This is a genomic window from Nitrosospira sp. TNL300, assembly GCF_055385915.1.
Genome location: NZ_AP041005.1, coordinates 952,866 through 969,181, shown reverse-complemented (window position 1 = coordinate 969,181; position 16,316 = coordinate 952,866). Strand labels below are relative to the sequence as shown.

17 protein-coding genes are annotated in these 16,316 nt (G+C 54.8%); 15 read left to right on the top strand and 2 right to left on the bottom strand.

What is annotated here, in order from left to right; translation table 11 throughout:
- The first annotated feature begins 30 nt into the window (after nt 1-30).
- The 4 genes from gltA (at nt 31) to lpdA (ending at nt 7,094) form a co-directional block, all read left to right on the top strand.
- Complete coding sequence (gene gltA / locus ACZ5BW_RS04400) at nt 31-1,332, top strand: citrate synthase (protein WP_464542890.1); 1,302 nt, start codon at nt 31-33, stop codon at nt 1,330-1,332.
- A 30-nt stretch (nt 1,333-1,362) separates the two neighbouring features.
- Nucleotides 1,363-4,170, top strand: a complete 2,808-nt coding sequence (locus tag ACZ5BW_RS04395; protein ID WP_464542888.1) for a 2-oxoglutarate dehydrogenase E1 component — start codon at nt 1,363-1,365, stop codon at nt 4,168-4,170.
- A gap of 23 nt (nt 4,171-4,193) precedes the next feature.
- Nucleotides 4,194-5,567, top strand: a complete 1,374-nt coding sequence (gene odhB / locus ACZ5BW_RS04390) for a 2-oxoglutarate dehydrogenase complex dihydrolipoyllysine-residue succinyltransferase (RefSeq protein WP_464542886.1) — start codon at nt 4,194-4,196, stop codon at nt 5,565-5,567.
- Nucleotides 5,568-5,642: 75 nt separating this feature from the next.
- Nucleotides 5,643-7,094: a dihydrolipoyl dehydrogenase gene (gene lpdA, locus ACZ5BW_RS04385; protein ID WP_464542884.1), complete on the top strand. Its 1,452-nt coding sequence runs from the start codon at nt 5,643-5,645 to the stop codon at nt 7,092-7,094.
- A 454-nt stretch (nt 7,095-7,548) separates the two neighbouring features.
- On the opposite strand, the gene ACZ5BW_RS04380 is transcribed toward lpdA, so the two are convergent.
- Nucleotides 7,549-7,947: a PIN domain-containing protein gene (locus tag ACZ5BW_RS04380; protein WP_464542882.1), complete on the bottom strand. Its 399-nt coding sequence runs from the start codon at nt 7,945-7,947 to the stop codon at nt 7,549-7,551.
- Nucleotides 7,944-8,204, bottom strand: a complete 261-nt coding sequence (locus tag ACZ5BW_RS04375) for an antitoxin (protein WP_464542880.1) — start codon at nt 8,202-8,204, stop codon at nt 7,944-7,946. The genes ACZ5BW_RS04380 and ACZ5BW_RS04375 overlap by 4 nt, the downstream gene beginning before the upstream one ends.
- A 243-nt stretch (nt 8,205-8,447) precedes the next feature.
- Here ACZ5BW_RS04375 and hisG point away from each other — a divergent pair, with 243 nt between their 5' ends.
- The 11 genes from hisG to tatA all read left to right on the top strand — a co-directional run bounded on the left by hisG (nt 8,448) and on the right by tatA (nt 16,298).
- Complete coding sequence (gene hisG, locus ACZ5BW_RS04370) at nt 8,448-9,131, top strand: ATP phosphoribosyltransferase (protein WP_464542878.1); 684 nt, start codon at nt 8,448-8,450, stop codon at nt 9,129-9,131.
- 63 nt (nt 9,132-9,194) lie between these two features.
- Nucleotides 9,195-10,499, top strand: coding sequence for a histidinol dehydrogenase (gene hisD, locus ACZ5BW_RS04365; protein ID WP_464542876.1), 1,305 nt, complete (start codon nt 9,195-9,197; stop codon nt 10,497-10,499).
- 157 nt (nt 10,500-10,656) lie between these two features.
- On the top strand, nt 10,657-11,754 hold the full coding sequence (gene hisC, locus ACZ5BW_RS04360; protein ID WP_464542874.1) for a histidinol-phosphate transaminase: 1,098 nt from the start codon (nt 10,657-10,659) through the stop codon (nt 11,752-11,754).
- A gap of 60 nt (nt 11,755-11,814) precedes the next feature.
- A complete protein-coding gene (hisB, locus tag ACZ5BW_RS04355) occupies nt 11,815-12,402 on the top strand; it encodes an imidazoleglycerol-phosphate dehydratase HisB (protein WP_464542872.1) in 588 nt (195 codons plus the stop codon).
- A 23-nt stretch (nt 12,403-12,425) separates the two neighbouring features.
- Nucleotides 12,426-13,064 carry an imidazole glycerol phosphate synthase subunit HisH gene (gene hisH / locus ACZ5BW_RS04350; protein WP_464542870.1) on the top strand — a complete coding sequence of 213 codons (639 nt, stop codon included), beginning with the start codon at nt 12,426-12,428 and terminating at the stop codon, nt 13,062-13,064.
- A 65-nt stretch (nt 13,065-13,129) separates the two neighbouring features.
- Nucleotides 13,130-13,903: a 1-(5-phosphoribosyl)-5-[(5-phosphoribosylamino)methylideneamino]imidazole-4-carboxamide isomerase gene (gene hisA / locus ACZ5BW_RS04345; RefSeq protein WP_464542868.1), complete on the top strand. Its 774-nt coding sequence runs from the start codon at nt 13,130-13,132 to the stop codon at nt 13,901-13,903.
- 233 nt (nt 13,904-14,136) lie between these two features.
- Entirely contained in the window at nt 14,137-14,895 is a 759-nt protein-coding gene (hisF, locus tag ACZ5BW_RS04340) for an imidazole glycerol phosphate synthase subunit HisF (protein ID WP_464543648.1), read from the top strand.
- 30 nt (nt 14,896-14,925) lie between these two features.
- A complete protein-coding gene (hisI, locus tag ACZ5BW_RS04335; RefSeq protein WP_074973648.1) occupies nt 14,926-15,318 on the top strand; it encodes a phosphoribosyl-AMP cyclohydrolase in 393 nt (130 codons plus the stop codon).
- A complete protein-coding gene (locus ACZ5BW_RS04330; RefSeq protein WP_464542865.1) occupies nt 15,315-15,662 on the top strand; it encodes a phosphoribosyl-ATP diphosphatase in 348 nt (115 codons plus the stop codon). Before hisI ends, ACZ5BW_RS04330 begins: the two co-directional genes overlap by 4 nt.
- A 26-nt stretch (nt 15,663-15,688) precedes the next feature.
- A complete protein-coding gene (locus ACZ5BW_RS04325; RefSeq protein WP_464542863.1) occupies nt 15,689-16,042 on the top strand; it encodes a histidine triad nucleotide-binding protein in 354 nt (117 codons plus the stop codon).
- Between the two features lie 31 nt (nt 16,043-16,073).
- Nucleotides 16,074-16,298 (top strand): Sec-independent protein translocase subunit TatA, encoded by a 225-nt coding sequence (gene tatA, locus ACZ5BW_RS04320; RefSeq protein ID WP_464542861.1) that lies wholly within the window; start codon nt 16,074-16,076, stop codon nt 16,296-16,298.
- Nucleotides 16,299-16,316 lie beyond the last annotated feature (18 nt).

Sequence of the window (16,316 nt, the reverse complement as noted above, 5' to 3'; positions counted from 1 at the left end):
ATCAGATAACGGAAAACGGTGGGAAACGACATGGAACACAAACGCAACGCAACCCTCGACCTGGGTAACGGTAATCCGCCACTCGAATTGCCAATCCTGGCCGGCACCCTGGGACCTGATGTCGTGGACATTCGCACGCTTTATAAGAGAGGCCACGTATTCACCTACGATCCAGGCTTCATGTCCACGGCAAGCTGCAGTTCGAGCATAACTTTTATCGATGGCGACGAGGGGATTCTGCTCTACCGCGGCTACCCTATCGAACAGTTGGCAAAGCAGTGTGATTTCATGGAAGTGTGCTACCTGCTGATGAATGGGGAACTGCCGAATATCGCCCAGAAGGCGTCATTCGATAAAACCATCAAGGAGCACACGATGGTGCACGAACAACTGGCGCGCTTTTATACCGGTTTCAGGCGCGACGCGCATCCCATGGCGGTGATGGTAGGGGTGGTGGGCGCATTGTCCGCGTTTTATCACGACGCAATGGATATTTCCGACGCGGCGCATCGTGAGCTGTCGGCCTTCCGGCTGGTTGCAAAACTGCCGACCATTACTGCAATGGCCTACAAATACAACATCGGCAAGCCTTTCATGTATCCGCGCAACAACCTCAACTATGCGGAAAACTTCATGCATATGATGTTTGCCACTCCCGCGGAGGACTATCGATCTAACCCTGTGCTCGCGCGGGCGCTTGACCGCATCCTGATCCTGCATGCCGACCATGAACAGAATGCCTCCACCTCTACGGTGCGCCTTGCCGGTTCGACCGGCGCCAATCCGTTTGCGTGTATTTCCGCCGGTATTGCCTGCCTGTGGGGACCGGCGCATGGCGGGGCGAATGAGGCATGCCTCAACATGCTGGAAGAGATTGGCGATGAGTCGCGCATTGGCGAATACATTGCGCGCGCCAAAGACCCGGATGATCCTTTCAGGCTGATGGGATTCGGTCACCGGGTATACAAAAACTTTGATCCGCGCGCAACGCTGATGCGCGAAACCTGTCACGAAGTGCTGAGTGAACTGGGTTTGCGCGATGATCCTTTATTCAAGCTTGCGCTCAAGCTGGAGAAGATCGCGCTCGAAGACGAATTCTTCGTTACCAAAAAGCTTTATCCCAATGTCGATTTCTACTCGGGCATCGTACAGCGGGCACTGGGTATTCCTGTTTCCATGTTCACCGCGATATTCACCATGGCTCGTACCGTGGGCTGGATCGCCCAGTGGAGCGAAATGATTTCAGACCCCGAGTACAAGATCGGCCGTCCGCGCCAGCTCTATACAGGCGCCAAAACGCGCGAGGTGATTCCCATCGCCTCACGCTTGTAGACGGATTGCCAGACGACGAGACCTTTGGCCATGCTGAAGCAGTTACACGACAATTCGCCACTATTCGGATCGAATGCGTCCTTCGTGGAGGGGCTTTACGTAGCGTATCTGCAGGAACCCTTATCGGTTTCTGCAGAATGGCGTGAATACTTTGACACGCTTCAAGGGGGGAAGGTCCCGGTCGAACCTGGCAAACGCACTGCTCAACCCGCTGCCGTTGCCCAGGGCGTCGAAACGATGCGGGAAGAACGCCTGCTGACCACCGAGCGCAAGCAGATAGCCGTGCTGCAAATGATAAATGCATACCGCTTCCTCGGTGTGCGCCATGCCGATCTCGACCCTCTCAAGCACTACGATAAGCCGCACGTTCCCGAACTCGATCCGGGCTATTACGGCCTGACCGAAGCTGACATGAACAGGATATTCGGAACCGGCTCGTTGTTTGGTCCGCCTCGCGCTTCACTCAGGGAAATCCTGCAGACGCTGCGGCAAACCTACTGCGGTAAAATCGGCGTCGAGTATATGTATATCACCGATACCGAGCAAAAACGCTGGATACAGAACCGCATCGAGGGTCCGCGTGCGCAGCCCGATTTCGAACCGGAATATAAACGGCACATTCTGGAACGGCTCACCGCGGCGGAAGGCCTGGAAAAATATCTGCACACACGGTATGTGGGGCAGAAGCGATTTTCCGGCGAAGGGGGTGAGAGCATGATTCCGCTGCTGGACAATCTGCTCCAGCGCGCAGGCCACATGGGCGTGCAGCAACTGGTGATCGGCATGGCGCACCGGGGCCGTCTCAATGTACTGGTCAACACGCTCGGCAAGCTGCCGGCCGACCTGTTCCAGGAATTTGAAGGCAAGCATGTCCAGGATCTGACCGAAGGCGACGTCAAATACCACCAGGGCTTTTCCTCTGCGGTTTCCACACCGGGTGGCATCATGGGCCTCTCTCTGGCCTTCAATCCCTCTCATCTTGAAATCGTGGATCCGGTAGTTCAGGGGTCGGTGCGTGCGCGTCAGCACCGCTTGCAGGACAGGGATGGTGATCTGGTACTGCCCGTGCTGCTGCACGGCGACGCCGCGTACTCCGCCCAGGGCGTGGTAATGGAAACACTGAACCTGTCGCAGACGCGCGGCTATGGCACCGGGGGCACGGTGCATGTCATTATCAACAATCAGATCGGTTTCACGACCTCCGATCCCCGCGATGCCCGCTCCACGCTTTATTGCACCGACGTATCGAAGATGATCGAAGCGCCGATTTTCCATGTGAATGGGGATGATCCGGAAGCGGTCGTCATGGTGACCGAAATCGCGCTCGATTTCCGCATGCAGTTTCACAAGGATGTGATCGTGGACATGGTCTGCTACCGCACGCTCGGCCACAACGAGCAGGATGAGCCGATGGTCACCCAACCGCTGATGTACAAGATCATCGGCCAGCATCCCGGTACGCGCAGGCTTTATGCAGACAAGCTGGAAGCGGAAGGTGTGATCGATGCCGGCACGGCCGATCACATGGTAAAAGCATATCGGGATGACATGGACGCGGAGCGCAATCCCAACAAGACCATTGTCTACGGCTATAAATCCCCCAACTTGGTGGACTGGACGCCGTTTCTGAAAGAAACCGCCTGGGATGCAAAAGTGCCCACCGGCTTGCCTCTGGCCGAACTTCGCAAACTGGCAGAGCGACTCACCGATATCCCGTCGAAATTCAAGTTGCATTCGCGCGTGGAAAAAATCATTTCCGATCGCCGCCTGATGGGAGAAGGAAAACTGCCGCTGGATTGGGGCATGGCTGAAAATCTCGCTTATGCTGCCCTGTTGAATGACGGATATCCGATCCGCATTTCCGGGCAGGATTCGGGACGTGGTACGTTCTTTCATCGTCACGCGGTCCTGCACGACCAGAACCGTGAAAGATGGAGTGAGGGGACATATATCCCATTGCGCCACATCAGACCGGACCAGCCGGATTTCGTGATAATCGACTCTGTATTGTCCGAAGAAGCAGTCCTTGCCTTCGAATACGGCTATGCCACAGCCGCACCCGATGAATTGGTGATGTGGGAAGCACAATTTGGTGATTTCGCGAATGGCGCCCAGGTGGTGATCGACCAGTTCATCGCCTCGGGCCAGGCCAAATGGGGCCGCTTGTGCGGACTGGTGATGATGCTCCCGCACGGCTACGAAGGCCAGGGGCCTGAACACTCCTCTGCCCGGCTGGAACGGTACCTGCAACTGTGTGCACAATACAACATCCAGGTATGCGTTCCAACCACGCCCGCCCAAATGTTTCACCTGCTGCGCCGCCAGATGGTGCGGCCGCTGCGCAAGCCCCTCGTCATCATGAGCCCGAAAAGCCTTTTACGCCACAAGGAGTCTGTATCCGGCCTGGAAGATCTGGTCGACGGCGGCTTCCGGAACATCATTTCCGACGCGGAAGAACTCGATCCGAAGAAGGTGCGGCGGCTGATCGCCTGCAGCGGAAAGGTTTATTTCGATCTGGCGGCATACCGGCGCAAGAACAAAATCGAGGATGTCGCCATTATCCGCATCGAACAACTGTATCCATTTCCCCATGATGATTTCCAGACCGAGGTCGAGCGCTATCCGCATGCCCGAGACATCCTCTGGTGCCAGGAAGAACCCCGCAATCAAGGTGCGTGGCATCGCATCCAGCACTACCTGCTGCGTCACAAGCGCCCGGATCAGGTTCTCGGGGATGCGCTGCGCCCCTCGTCGGCGTCCCCCGCTGCGGGCTATCTGGTGAAACACAACGAGCAGCAGAATGCATTGGTAGTGGCTGCATTTCGCGAAAAAATCTGAAAACCTGGAGACAGAGGAAGAATATGCGCGTCGATATCAAAGTTCCTGCGTTATCCGAATCAGTAGCTGAAGCGACGCTCCTTTCCTGGCATAAAAAAGAAGGTGAACGTGTTGAGCGTGACGAAAATCTGATCGACCTCGAAACCGATAAGGTCGTGATGGAGTTGCCAGCCCCCGCTGCGGGAATACTGGCGAAAATCATCAAGGAAGACGGAGCAACGGTGACTGCCGGCGAAGTCATCGCCACGATAGACACCGAAGCAGGTGCGGTAGAGGGCAGCACCCCGTCAGCTTCAACTGCAGCAACCGGATCCAAAGCAACCGAATCCGAAGCAACGCGTTCTGCCGCCGAAGCCAGGCCAGTCAAAAAAGGGGCAGAAGCTGCTCCGCCTTCCACAACTGCCCCGGCTTCCACAACTGCTGCGGAAGCTCCGGGGATGATGCCTGCCGCGCAGAAGCTGGCCGCACAGGAAAATCTGACGCCGGAAGAAATCCGCACGCTCAAAGGCAGCGGTCGCGATGGTCGCATCATCAAGGAAGACGTGGCGGCTTATGTAGAGCAAAAACGCTCAACAGCCAATATCGCCCCCGTGCCTTCTCCTGCAGTTCCGCAAGCTCCGGCAACTCCACCTGCTCCGCCCGTTTCACGTGCCCCTGAGCCCGCGCCGCAGATGGCTGAAGACAAGACTGAAGGGAAACGCAGCGAGAAAAGAGTGGCCATGTCGCGGCTCCGCGCCCGCATTGCAGAGCGTCTGGTACAGTCGCAATCCACCGCAGCCATCCTTACCACATTCAACGAAGTCAACATGCAGGCGGTCATGGATTTGCGCGCCCGCTACAAGGACAAATTCGAAAAAGAGCATGGCGTCAAACTTGGTCTCACGTCATTCTTTGTCAGAGCGGCGGTGGCGGCACTCAAAAAATTTCCCATCGTCAACGCTTCAGTGGACGGCAACGATATCGTCTATCACGAATACTATGATATCGGCATTGCGGTGAGCAGTGCGCGCGGGCTGGTCGTGCCCATCATTCGCAATGCGGATTCCTTGTCGCAGGCGGAAATTGAAAGGCAGGTCACTGATTTTGGCCGTCGCGCGCAGGACGGCAAACTGACCATCGAGGAATTGACCGGGGGCACTTTCTCGATCACCAACGGCGGCGTCTTCGGTTCGATGCTTTCCACCCCTATCATCAATCCCCCGCAGAGCGCCATTCTTGGCATTCACGCAACCAAGGAGCGCCCGGTGGTCGAAAACGGCCAAATCGTGATTCGTCCGATGTGCTATCTGGCGCTATCCTATGACCACCGTATCATAGACGGGCGGGAAGCTGTACTTTCCCTGGTAGCGATGAAGGAAGCGCTCGAATATCCCATGAGTCCCCTGCTTGAGAGCTGAGACTGCGCGGGCACACGCCGGCGCGGCTTGCATCTTTCCGTTTTGCATTCCTTGCTTGAACAATAAAGAGAAAATATGTCTCAATCTTTTGATGTGGCTGTAATCGGCGCCGGTCCGGGTGGTTATGTGGCGGCAATTCGTTGTGCGCAGCTGGGCCTTAAAACCGTTTGTATCGATGAATGGAAAAACCCGCAGGACAAACCCAGCCTCGGGGGAACCTGTCTGAATGTTGGCTGCATCCCCTCAAAGGCGTTGCTGGAATCCTCGGAAAATTACGAGCGCGCCGCCCGCAAGTTCTCTGCCCATGGCATCAAAGTGGAGGGTCTGTCCGTGGACATTCCGGCGATGATAGGTCGCAAGGACAAGATCGTAGCAAACTTCACCGGCGGCGTTACCATGCTGCTGAAGAAGAACAAAGTCGCATCCATGCACGGGCGGGCGACATTGCGCAAACGCGGCAAGGATGACGAAGCCGGCCGTGAACTCTGGCAGATTGAAATCAGGAATGGAGACAAGGTGGAGACTGTGGGGGCCCAGCACATAATCATCGCCACCGGTTCAGTGCCTCGTCAATTGGCCTCCGCTCCTGTGGATAATGAACGGATACTGGACAACGCAGGGGCGCTGGCGCTGGCCGAAACGCCGAAACGGCTGGGGGTGATCGGCGGAGGCGTCATCGGCCTCGAAATGGGAAGTGTATGGCGCAGGCTGGGCGCAGAGGTCACCGTTCTCGAAGCATTGCCTGGGTTTCTGATGAGTGCGGACGAACAGGTGGCGAAGGAAGCGCGAAAAATCTTCACCCGGGAACTGGGCCTGGTTATAAATACCGGCGTCAAAATAAGCGGCATTACCTCGGGACAGGATAACATTACCGTGGAGTATTCCGATGTCGATGGAAACCCGCAAAAACTCGAGGTGGATAAACTGATTGTTGCCATCGGGCGCGTGCCTAACACTACCGGCCTGGGTGCAGAAAACGTGGGATTAAAGTTGGACGAGCGGGGATATATCGAGGTGGATTCTCACTGCCGCACCAATCTGCCTGATATGTATGCGGTGGGAGATGTGGTGCGTGGTCCCATGCTGGCGCATAAAGCGTCCGAAGAAGGTGTGGCGGTTGCAGAAATGATTGCGGGACAGGCAGGTCATGTGAATCTCGATACAATTCCCTGGGTTATCTATACCTCACCGGAAATCGCCTGGGTGGGCAAGACAGAACAGGAGTTGAAAGCAGCCGGGGTAGAATATAAAGTCGGACAATTCCCCTTCATGGCAAACGGACGTGCACGCGCACTGGGAGAAACCGGTGGATTCGTCAAAATGCTCGCGGATGCAGGTACTGATCGTATTCTGGGTATTCACATGATTGGTCCCTACGTCTCTGAGTTGATTGCCGAGGCTGTAGTGGCAATGGAATTCGCGGCAAGCAGTGAAGATATTGCGCGCATCGTCCACGCGCACCCTTCCCTGTCCGAAGTCGTGCACGAGGCCGCACTGGCGGTGGATAAACGGGCGATACATATATAAAACTCCGACCCCATCTGAAGTTACGCTACCGGGACTGTCTTTCTTGCCTCGTCATTCCTATGCAAAGCAGGAATCCAGGATTTTCAACGATCTACTCCGCTATTGCATACGTAGCCGGTGCAACCCTCATCAACGAATCAATAGGGTCAGAGTCGATTGATCAAGATGGGGCGGTCGACCGTCTTTTTCTAATGATCAATCGACTCTGACCCTATTGATTTTATTGATTCTTAGCCAAAAACTCCTTTTGATTACGTCATGGGTATGGAAAGATTCTCTGATGACGGGCTTAAAGGCATATGCGGCGAGGGGAGATGGCGTAACAGAATGCTTGCAATGGATGTGGGTAGCTGAATGGGATAAAGAATTTTCCCCAGTAGGCCCCACTACTCTCGATGATCTTGCATTGGAGAAACAATACGGAAGAATAAGCGAGTTCTTCCGGGTTCGCGAGTCAAGCGGCCCAGTTTTCCACAAGCAGGCCGGCCACCTGACCAAAAGCTCGATCGCTCGTCACGAGAACCGCGCCTATGCTTAGCGCATGCGCGGCAATCAGGAGATCAAGCGGTGCAAGTATCTTGCCTTCACGTTCCAGACTGGCTCGTACAACCCCATAATGCTCCGCAACGGCGCTATCCCACGGCAACACATCGACGCGCCGGAGGAGTTCCCGCACAGCGAGGTGGAGTCGCCTCGCATCTGGCCGCTTTGCCAGACCAAAAAATAGTTCCCCTTTGGTAATAGCGGACATGCACAGAGATGCCATGGGCGCGGCCACCACCCACCTGACTACGGACGGATGCTCCTTGATCAGGTGGCTCACTGTGCTGGTATCAAGCATGTACCGCTTCATTCACTCCATCCCTCGAAGGGATCGCGATCTTGTGTCCCATGGTTGCGCTCCTTTTCATCCAGGAAATCGCTCGGCACATCGGCATTCTTGAGCGCGGAGAAGAAGTCATCCCAGGTTGCCGGCTTACGCGACAAGATTATGTCACCTGTTTCCTTGTCCTGGCGGATGAAAACTTCTTTAGTATCGAACCGGTAGGCGGCGGGGAGTCGCACAGCCTGGCTGCGGCCGTTGGTGAACAGTTTGGCTACTTGGCTCATTGCTAGGTCCTCTTATCCTGTCATGCTAATAATTGTAAAAGTATATGCAGGTTGATAGCATATATCAAGATATATGCTTAATTGCTGCGATTGCGTTAGGATGCCTGTTGGAACCGTTATCCCATTCTGTAGAGGACTTTCTCAAGATTCCTTAAAATTTTGGCATCGTCACCCGTCTTTCAATATTGCTCAGCACGCCCCGGCCATCGCTTTAGGGTAAAATCCTGTTTTCGCAAATTTTCCATGACAAGCATCACGATTGCCCTTTCCAAGGGACGGATTTTTGACGATACCGCCCCCCTGCTGAAAGCCGCGGGAATTGTCCCGCTGGATGACCCCGAAACATCACGCAAGCTGATCCTTGCCACCAATCGCGATGATGTGCGACTCATTATCGTGCGTGCTTCGGATGTACCGACCTATGTGCAATACGGCGCGGCGGACATGGGCATCGCAGGAAAGGATGTGCTGCTGGAGCATGGCGGCGCGGGCCTTTACCAGCCTCTCGATTTGAACATCGCCCGCTGCCGCATGATGGTGGCTGTGCGCAGCGATTTTGACTATGAGTCCGCGGTCCGGCGGGGTGCGCGGGTACGAGTGGCCACGAAATATCTACAGACGGCGCGTGAACACTTCGCGGAAAAAGGGATGCACGTCGATCTCATCAAGCTCTATGGGTCAATGGAGCTTGCTCCCCTGGTAGGGTTGGCGGATGCAATCGTGGATCTGGTTTCCAGCGGTAATACGCTTAAGGCGAACAATCTCAAGGCCGTCGAAGAAATAATGCCGATCTCATCCCGGCTGATAATCAATCAGGCAGCATTGAAATTGAAGCGTCAGGCAATACAACCGATGCTGGAAGCCTTCTCGGCTGCAATTACCCTTCCTACACCTCTATCCCCTTACCCCCTTGGAGCAGCAACCTGAGCGGCGCGCTGAACTGCAACTGCAAACCATCCTTTTATCCCTTATCCCTTTCCCTTACCCCTCATGATTTCGATAAAGAGACTGTCTTCTGCCGATACCGAGTTCGACAGGGCGCTGTCGGAGCTGCTTGCGTTTGAAAACGCCCAGGATGCAAAGCTGGAGGCCGCTGTCGCAGACATCCTTGCGGAGATCAGGATGCAGGGAGATAAAGCCTTGCTGGAATACACACTCCGTTTCGATCGTCTGGATGCAAAATCAGCGGCGGATCTGGAGTTGCCCCGAAAGCGCCTGCAGCAAGCTCTCCATAACCTGCCTGCCGAGCAACGTAACGCCCTGGAACAGGCCGCGGAACGGGTCCGCGTCTATCATGAGAAACAGTTGACGCAATCCTGGAGCTACGTGGAGCCTGACGGGACGCAACTTGGGCAGAAAATCACCCCTCTCGATCGCGCCGGCTTATATGTTCCCGGCGGCAAGGCATCCTATCCTTCGTCAGTACTGATGAATGCAATTCCCGCCAAGGTGGCAGGAGTGGGCGAACTCATCATGGTGACACCCACTCTACAGGGCGAAACAAATGACCTGGTGCTCGCTGCTGCGGCCATTTGCGAGGTTGACCGGGTTTTCACCATAGGGGGCGCCCAGGCCGTGGGCGCACTGGCATATGGCACCCACACCGTGCCCCGCGTGGACAAGATCGTCGGCCCGGGAAACACTTATGTGGCAACAGCCAAGCGCCATGTTTTCGGTGTGGTAGGCATCGATATGCTCGCGGGACCTTCCGAAATTCTGGTCATCTGCGATGGTAAAACAAATCCGGACTGGATTGCCATGGACATGTTTTCCCAGGCGGAGCATGACGAGTTGGCCCAGGCGATCCTGCTGTCACCCGATCTCCATTTTATCGATGCAGTCGCTGCGAGTATCGCCCGGCAACTGGAAACAATGCCACGCAAGGAGATAATCCGGACTTCGCTCGAAAACCGGGGTGCCTTGATTCAGGTACGTGATCTGGACGAAGCCTGTGAGATCGCCAACCGCATCGCACCCGAACATCTGGAGCTATCAGTAGAACAACCGGAAAAGTGGGTGGAAAAAATAAGACATGCGGGCGCGATTTTTCTGGGGCGCCATACTTCGGAAGCGCTGGGAGATTATTGCGCAGGCCCCAATCACGTGCTGCCCACTTCCCGCACCGCACGCTTTTCGTCGCCTCTGGGAGTATACGACTTTCAGAAACGCAGCAGCATTATTCAGGTATCGGAGCAGGGATCAGCGAAACTGGGCGCAATTGCCTCCGTCCTGGCGCATGGCGAAGGGCTGCAGGCCCACGCAATGTCAGCGGAATATCGTTATACAAAAAAATAGCCCTTGAGAAAAATCGAGAACCCTCCCGATTCATCACGGTATGAACGCTCTATGGGCCGACCGGCTCCAGCCCCAAGGAACTATCGACATCCCGCCCCGCAGCGGTGGCGAATAAACCTGAGGTAATTAACTCGGCCATGAGGTAGAATTGGCTGTTATGCCTTTTTCCCCCGATCAGATCATTCGCCCCGAAATTCTCGCGCTTTCCGCTTACCACGTGCCCCCCGCGCGCGGAATGATAAAGCTGGATGCGATGGAAAACCCTTACACGCTTCCCGCGGAATTGCGCGATGAAATCGCGAGGCTTGCAGGTGATACGCCGGTCAACCGCTACCCCGACCCCGATGCAGCAGCACTCAAAGCGGTGTTACGCGAGGCATTGAGCATCCCGGACGGGATGGATATCATGCTCGGCAACGGTTCGGATGAGATCATCCAGATTATTGCTTTAGCATGTGGGAAGCCGGGTGCGGTATTGTTGAGCGTGGAGCCTGCATTCATCATGTTTCGCATGATTGCCACTTTTGCTTCGATGAATTATGTAGGTGTCCCATTACACCCCGATTTTTCACTCGACGTGGAGGCAATGCTTGCCGCAATTGCCCGGTACCAGCCCGCGGTCATCTTTATCGCCTATCCCAATAACCCTACTGGCAACCTGTTTGACGCCGTTGAAATCTCACGTATTATTGACGCTGCGCCCGGCATGGTGGTCATCGATGAGGCTTACCATGCCTTCGCCGATGCAAGCTTCATGGACAAGCTCGCGCACCATCCCAATCTGTTGCTGATGCGCACACTTTCGAAGCTGGGGCTGGCCGGCTTGAGGCTGGGCTTGCTGGCGGGAAAACCGGAATGGCTGAGGCAACTGGAAAAATTGCGGTTGCCGTATAATGTGGGAATCGTTACTCAACGGATTGCAGAGAAATTACTGGAGCACCATAATGTCCTGCTGCAACAGGCGGCAGCCATCAAGGTTGAACGTTCATCGATGAGCAGGCGACTGGCGGAATTGGAAGGTGTCGAGGTTTTTCCGACGGATGCGAATTTCATCCTGTTTCGCCTGAACCAGGATCATAAAGCAGGCCAGGTGTTTCAGGAACTCAAGCAGTGTGGCATATTGGTCAAGAATCTGGACGGCGCTCACCCATTGCTCAAAAACTGCTTGCGGGTGACCGTGGGCATGCCCGATGAAAACACGCAATTTCTGGCGGTCCTGCAAACTTTGCTCGTGAAGATTGAAGCAAAAGCCTGACGCCCCCATCCCAATTTTCTTATTGCAGTTTTATTCGATTTATTTCACCTGATTCCTCGCATGCGCCACGCTCAGGTCAACCGTAATACGCTGGAAACCCGCATCAACCTCAAAGTCAATCTGGATGGAAGCGGAAAAGCAGTGCTGGCTACAGGAGTGCCATTTCTCGATCATATGCTGGACCAGGTGGCGCGTCACGGAATGATCGATCTCGAGGTTTCAGCCGAGGGAGATTTGCATATCGACGCTCATCACACGGTGGAAGATATCGGCATCACCTTTGGGCAGGCATTCACCCAGGCCGTCGGGACCAAGAGCGGCTTGCGCCGCTACGGTCATTCCTACGTGCCACTGGACGAAGCCCTTTCCCGGGTGGTGATCGATCTCTCCGGCCGTCCCGGAATGGAGTTCAATGTCGAGTTTGTGCGTGCGCGTATCGGCGAATTTGATGTCGATCTCATCAGCGAATTTTTCCGGGGTTTTGTCAACCACGCCATGGTTACCCTGCATGTCGACAACTTATCCGGCGCAAATGCGCATCACCAGGCGGAAACCATATTCAAAGCGTTCGGACGCGCGCTGCGTATGGCAGTGGAAGCGGATCCACGGGCAGCGGGCGCAATACCTTCCACCAAAGGCACTCTGTAATTTCCCACATTCATAGATGCAGTATGACTGATATTGCAATTGTTGACTACGGCATGGGGAATCTGCGTTCCGTAGCCAAGGCACTCGAACATGTCGCTCCCGAGGCTGTCATCACTGTTACCAATAACCCTGAAGTAGTGCGGAAGGCAGAGCGCGTGGTCGTTCCCGGACAGGGCGCCATGCCGGACTGCCTGCATGAACTGGACCGGCGCGGGTTGCGCGAAGCCGTACTGGATGCGGCCACCAACAAACCATTCCTGGGTATCTGCATCGGTCTGCAAATGCTGTTCGACAGTAGCGAGGAGGGCAATGTATCCGGTCTCGGCATCGTGCCGGGGAGGGTGAAGCGTTTTCCCGCAAGCGCAATGAAAGATGAAAAAGGGCAGAAGCTCAAGGTGCCGCATATGGGTTGGAACCAGGTCCATCAGGCGGTTGAGCATTCCCTCTGGAAAAACATTGCCAATGATTCGCGCTTTTATTTCGTGCACAGCTACTATGTCGAAACCGCTGACGCCGATTCGGCGGGCTACAGTGCTTATCCCTTTCCTTTTACTTGTGCCGTGGCGAAAGATAACATTTTTGCCGTTCAGTTCCACCCCGAAAAGAGCCATGCGGCTGGGCTGACCCTCCTCGATAACTTTGTCCGATGGAAACCCGTTTGAGAAACGTTAGAAGGTTGGCGCCACTACGAATTCTGAAACTCAATTCATTTTTATCCTGATTCAAAATGCTTATCATTCCCGCTATAGATTTGAAAGACGGTCACTGTGTACGGCTGAAACAGGGTGTGATGGAAAACGCTACTGTATTTTCTGAAGATCCCGCCGCCATGGCCAGGCATTGGCTGGATCAGGGCGCCAGAAGGCTGCATCTTGTGGATCTGAATGGCGCGTTTGCGGGCAAACCGAAGAACGAACCCGCAATCCGCGACATTGTAGATGCCATTGGGGACGAGATTCCGACTCAACTCGGCGGCGGCATACGCGATCTGGAAACCATTGAACGTTACCTCGATGACGGTATTACCTACATCATCATCGGCACGGCGGCAGTAAAAACGCCGGGATTCCTGCACGACGCGTGCAATGCTTTTCCCGGCCATATCATGGTCGGGCTGGATGCAAAGGATGGCAAGGTGGCAGTCAATGGCTGGTCCAAGGTGACGGGGCATGACGTGGTGGATCTTGCGAAAAAATTCGAAGACTATGGCGTGGAGGCAATCATCTATACCGATATCGGGCGCGACGGCATGTTGAGCGGTGTCAATGTGAAGGCGACCATGGAACTGGCCAAGGCGCTGACGATTCCCGTCATTGCCAGTGGCGGCGTGAGCAGTCTTGATGACGTCAAGGCGCTGTGCGAGATCGAACCGGAAGGTATTGCAGGTGCAATAACGGGACGCGCCATTTACGAAGGGGCACTCGACTTCAAGGCAGCCCAGGAGCTGGCGGATGAGTTAAGCGCCCAATCAAGCCCCAGGGATACAACAGTTCTCTTTTGATGAAACACCCTATCTCATCCAGTCATACAAACTGGAGCAACTCCTGTTTCGGAGCATTCTTTTTTTCTACAACTACAACTCCCTTACGGAAAGCTCGACTCTTGCGGATACCTCTACAATTCGACCTCTTCGACCTTCTTGCGGATCCAGAGCGCAAGAAGGGATAAAAGCAGCTAATCCGCATAGCGGAGGCTTACAAACTTTGCGGTTTTTAGCGATATCCAGAGGTGTCTATGGGCCTTGCCAAGCGTATCATTCCCTGTCTTGACGTTACAAACGGACGTGTTGTCAAGGGAGTCAAATTTGTCTCGCTTCGAGATGCGGGAGACCCCATCGAAATAGCGCGCCGCTATGATGACCAGGGAGCGGATGAACTGACCTTTCTCGATATTACCGCGAGTTCCGATGACCGTGATCTGATTCTCCATATCATCGAAGAAGTGGCGGCCCAGGTATTCATCCCGTTGACAGTGGGCGGCGGTGTTCGCAAGGTGGAAGATGTACGCCGTCTCCTGAATGCGGGAGCTGATAAGGTAAGCATCAACACTTCGGCCATACAAAACCCCCAACTGGTGGCTGACGCCGCAGGTCGTTATGGCTCTCAATGTATCGTCGTGGCGATAGACGCCAAGCGTGCGGGACAAGGATGGGAAGTGTTCACGCACGGGGGACGCAGGCCTACCGGGCTGGATGCAATCGAATGGGCCAGGAAAATGCAATCCTTGGGTGCTGGAGAAATATTATTGACCAGTATGGACAGAGACGGTACGCGGGATGGGTTTGACCTGGCGCTGACCCGCGCGGTGTCAGACGCGGTGGATGTACCGGTGATTGCAAGTGGCGGTGTAGGCAATCTGCAGCATCTGGCTGAGGGAATCGTGGAAGGTCATGCCGATGCCGTGCTGGCTGCAAGCATTTTCCACTACGGCGAATATACCGTTCGCCAAGCAAAGGAATATATGTCACAACATGGTATTGAAGTAAGACTATAGTAACAGGATCAATCAAACTCCGGCATATTCATGTCTGACACATGGCTCAACAAGGTGAACTGGTCTGCGGATGGCTTAGTGCCGGTCGTGACACAGGATGCGACCAGCAATAAGGTATTGATGGTGGCCTGGATGAATCCCGAGGCATTGAGACTTACCGTGCAAACAGGGGAAGCCCATTACTGGTCACGTTCGCGCAAAAAACTCTGGCATAAAGGTGAAGAATCCGGGCACGTGCAGAAGGTAAAAGAAATCCGGCTGGATTGTGATGAGGACGTCCTGCTGCTGGTGGTGGAACAAGTCGGAGGGGTTGCTTGTCATACCGGCAGACATCATTGCTTTTTCAACAAACTGGAACAGGGCCAGTGGCTGGTGACCGAACCCGTCATCAAGAATCCCGAAGAGATCTACGGGCAGCGATGACCGATCCCGATATCCTTTTTCGCCTTGCCGAGACCATAGAGGCACGTAAACAGTCCGGTCCCCATGCTTCTTATGTGGCGAAGCTGCTGCATGAGGGGCGGGACAAGATTCTGAAAAAGATTGCGGAAGAATCAGCGGAGGTTCTGCTGGCATCGAAAGATGGGGATAGCGCGCACGTGGTGCGCGAGACGGCGGACCTCTGGTTTCATTGTCTGGTGTTACTGGCTCATCATGACCTGAAGCTGGAGGATGTGTTGGATGAGTTACGCCGGCGGGAAGGGGTTTCGGGGATTGATGAAAAAGCTGCCCGCAAAGCAGGCGGGATAACGGGACAGGCAGGATAACCGGGGCAAGCGACCAGGACAAGGGAATGGACAGTTGTATTTTTTGCAGGATCGTGCGGGGAGAAATTCCGAGCGAGAAAGTGTATGAGGATCCCCGCGTTTATGCATTCCATGATATCCATCCGGCGGCGCCGGTACATTTCATGCTGATACCCAAACTGCACATCAGCTCGCTCGCCGAAGTGGAAGATGCTCATAGCGCTTTGCTCGGTGAAATGATGGTGCTGGTGCCCAGGCTGGCAAGGGAACAAGGTTGTACGGATGGTTTTCGTACGATAATCAATACCGGACGAGTAGGCGGTCAGGAGGTAAATCACCTGCACATCCACATCATTGGTGGCATGGAACGCCTGCCGGGAATGATTGCTCGCGGGAAGTAAAGAGTAATGAGCAAAGGATAAGGGAGGAGTAATGGGATCATTCAGCATCTGGCATTGGCTGATCGTTCTGCTGATCGTTGTTCTGGTATTCGGTACCAAAAAACTCCGTAATCTGGGAAGCGATCTGGGTGGCGCGGTGAAGGGCTTCCGCGAAGGTGTAAAAAGCGCAGATGAAGAGGAGATATCTGCGCATAATCACACCGAGGCACGGATTATCGATGCCGATATCAAAGATAAGGCTCAGCCGAAACCGTGAGTGCCGGCTAGCCGCGCC

Coding starts and splice junctions, on each gene's coding strand:
- ACZ5BW_RS04330 (WP_464542865.1), top strand. CDS start 15,315: ATGACCGATCCCGATATCCTTTTTCGCCTTGCCGAGACCATAGAGGCA.
- ACZ5BW_RS04395 (WP_464542888.1), top strand. CDS start 1,363: ATGCTGAAGCAGTTACACGACAATTCGCCACTATTCGGATCGAATGCG.
- hisH (WP_464542870.1), top strand. CDS start 12,426: ATGACTGATATTGCAATTGTTGACTACGGCATGGGGAATCTGCGTTCC.
- hisA (WP_464542868.1), top strand. CDS start 13,130: ATGCTTATCATTCCCGCTATAGATTTGAAAGACGGTCACTGTGTACGG.
- hisI (WP_074973648.1), top strand. CDS start 14,926: ATGTCTGACACATGGCTCAACAAGGTGAACTGGTCTGCGGATGGCTTA.
- gltA (WP_464542890.1), top strand. CDS start 31: ATGGAACACAAACGCAACGCAACCCTCGACCTGGGTAACGGTAATCCG.
- hisC (WP_464542874.1), top strand. CDS start 10,657: ATGCCTTTTTCCCCCGATCAGATCATTCGCCCCGAAATTCTCGCGCTT.
- hisB (WP_464542872.1), top strand. CDS start 11,815: ATGCGCCACGCTCAGGTCAACCGTAATACGCTGGAAACCCGCATCAAC.
- hisF (WP_464543648.1), top strand. CDS start 14,137: ATGGGCCTTGCCAAGCGTATCATTCCCTGTCTTGACGTTACAAACGGA.
- ACZ5BW_RS04375 (WP_464542880.1), bottom strand. CDS start 8,204: ATGAGCCAAGTAGCCAAACTGTTCACCAACGGCCGCAGCCAGGCTGTG.
- hisG (WP_464542878.1), top strand. CDS start 8,448: ATGACAAGCATCACGATTGCCCTTTCCAAGGGACGGATTTTTGACGAT.
- tatA (WP_464542861.1), top strand. CDS start 16,074: ATGGGATCATTCAGCATCTGGCATTGGCTGATCGTTCTGCTGATCGTT.
- odhB (WP_464542886.1), top strand. CDS start 4,194: ATGCGCGTCGATATCAAAGTTCCTGCGTTATCCGAATCAGTAGCTGAA.
- ACZ5BW_RS04380 (WP_464542882.1), bottom strand. CDS start 7,947: ATGAAGCGGTACATGCTTGATACCAGCACAGTGAGCCACCTGATCAAG.
- hisD (WP_464542876.1), top strand. CDS start 9,195: ATGATTTCGATAAAGAGACTGTCTTCTGCCGATACCGAGTTCGACAGG.
- lpdA (WP_464542884.1), top strand. CDS start 5,643: ATGTCTCAATCTTTTGATGTGGCTGTAATCGGCGCCGGTCCGGGTGGT.
- ACZ5BW_RS04325 (WP_464542863.1), top strand. CDS start 15,689: ATGGACAGTTGTATTTTTTGCAGGATCGTGCGGGGAGAAATTCCGAGC.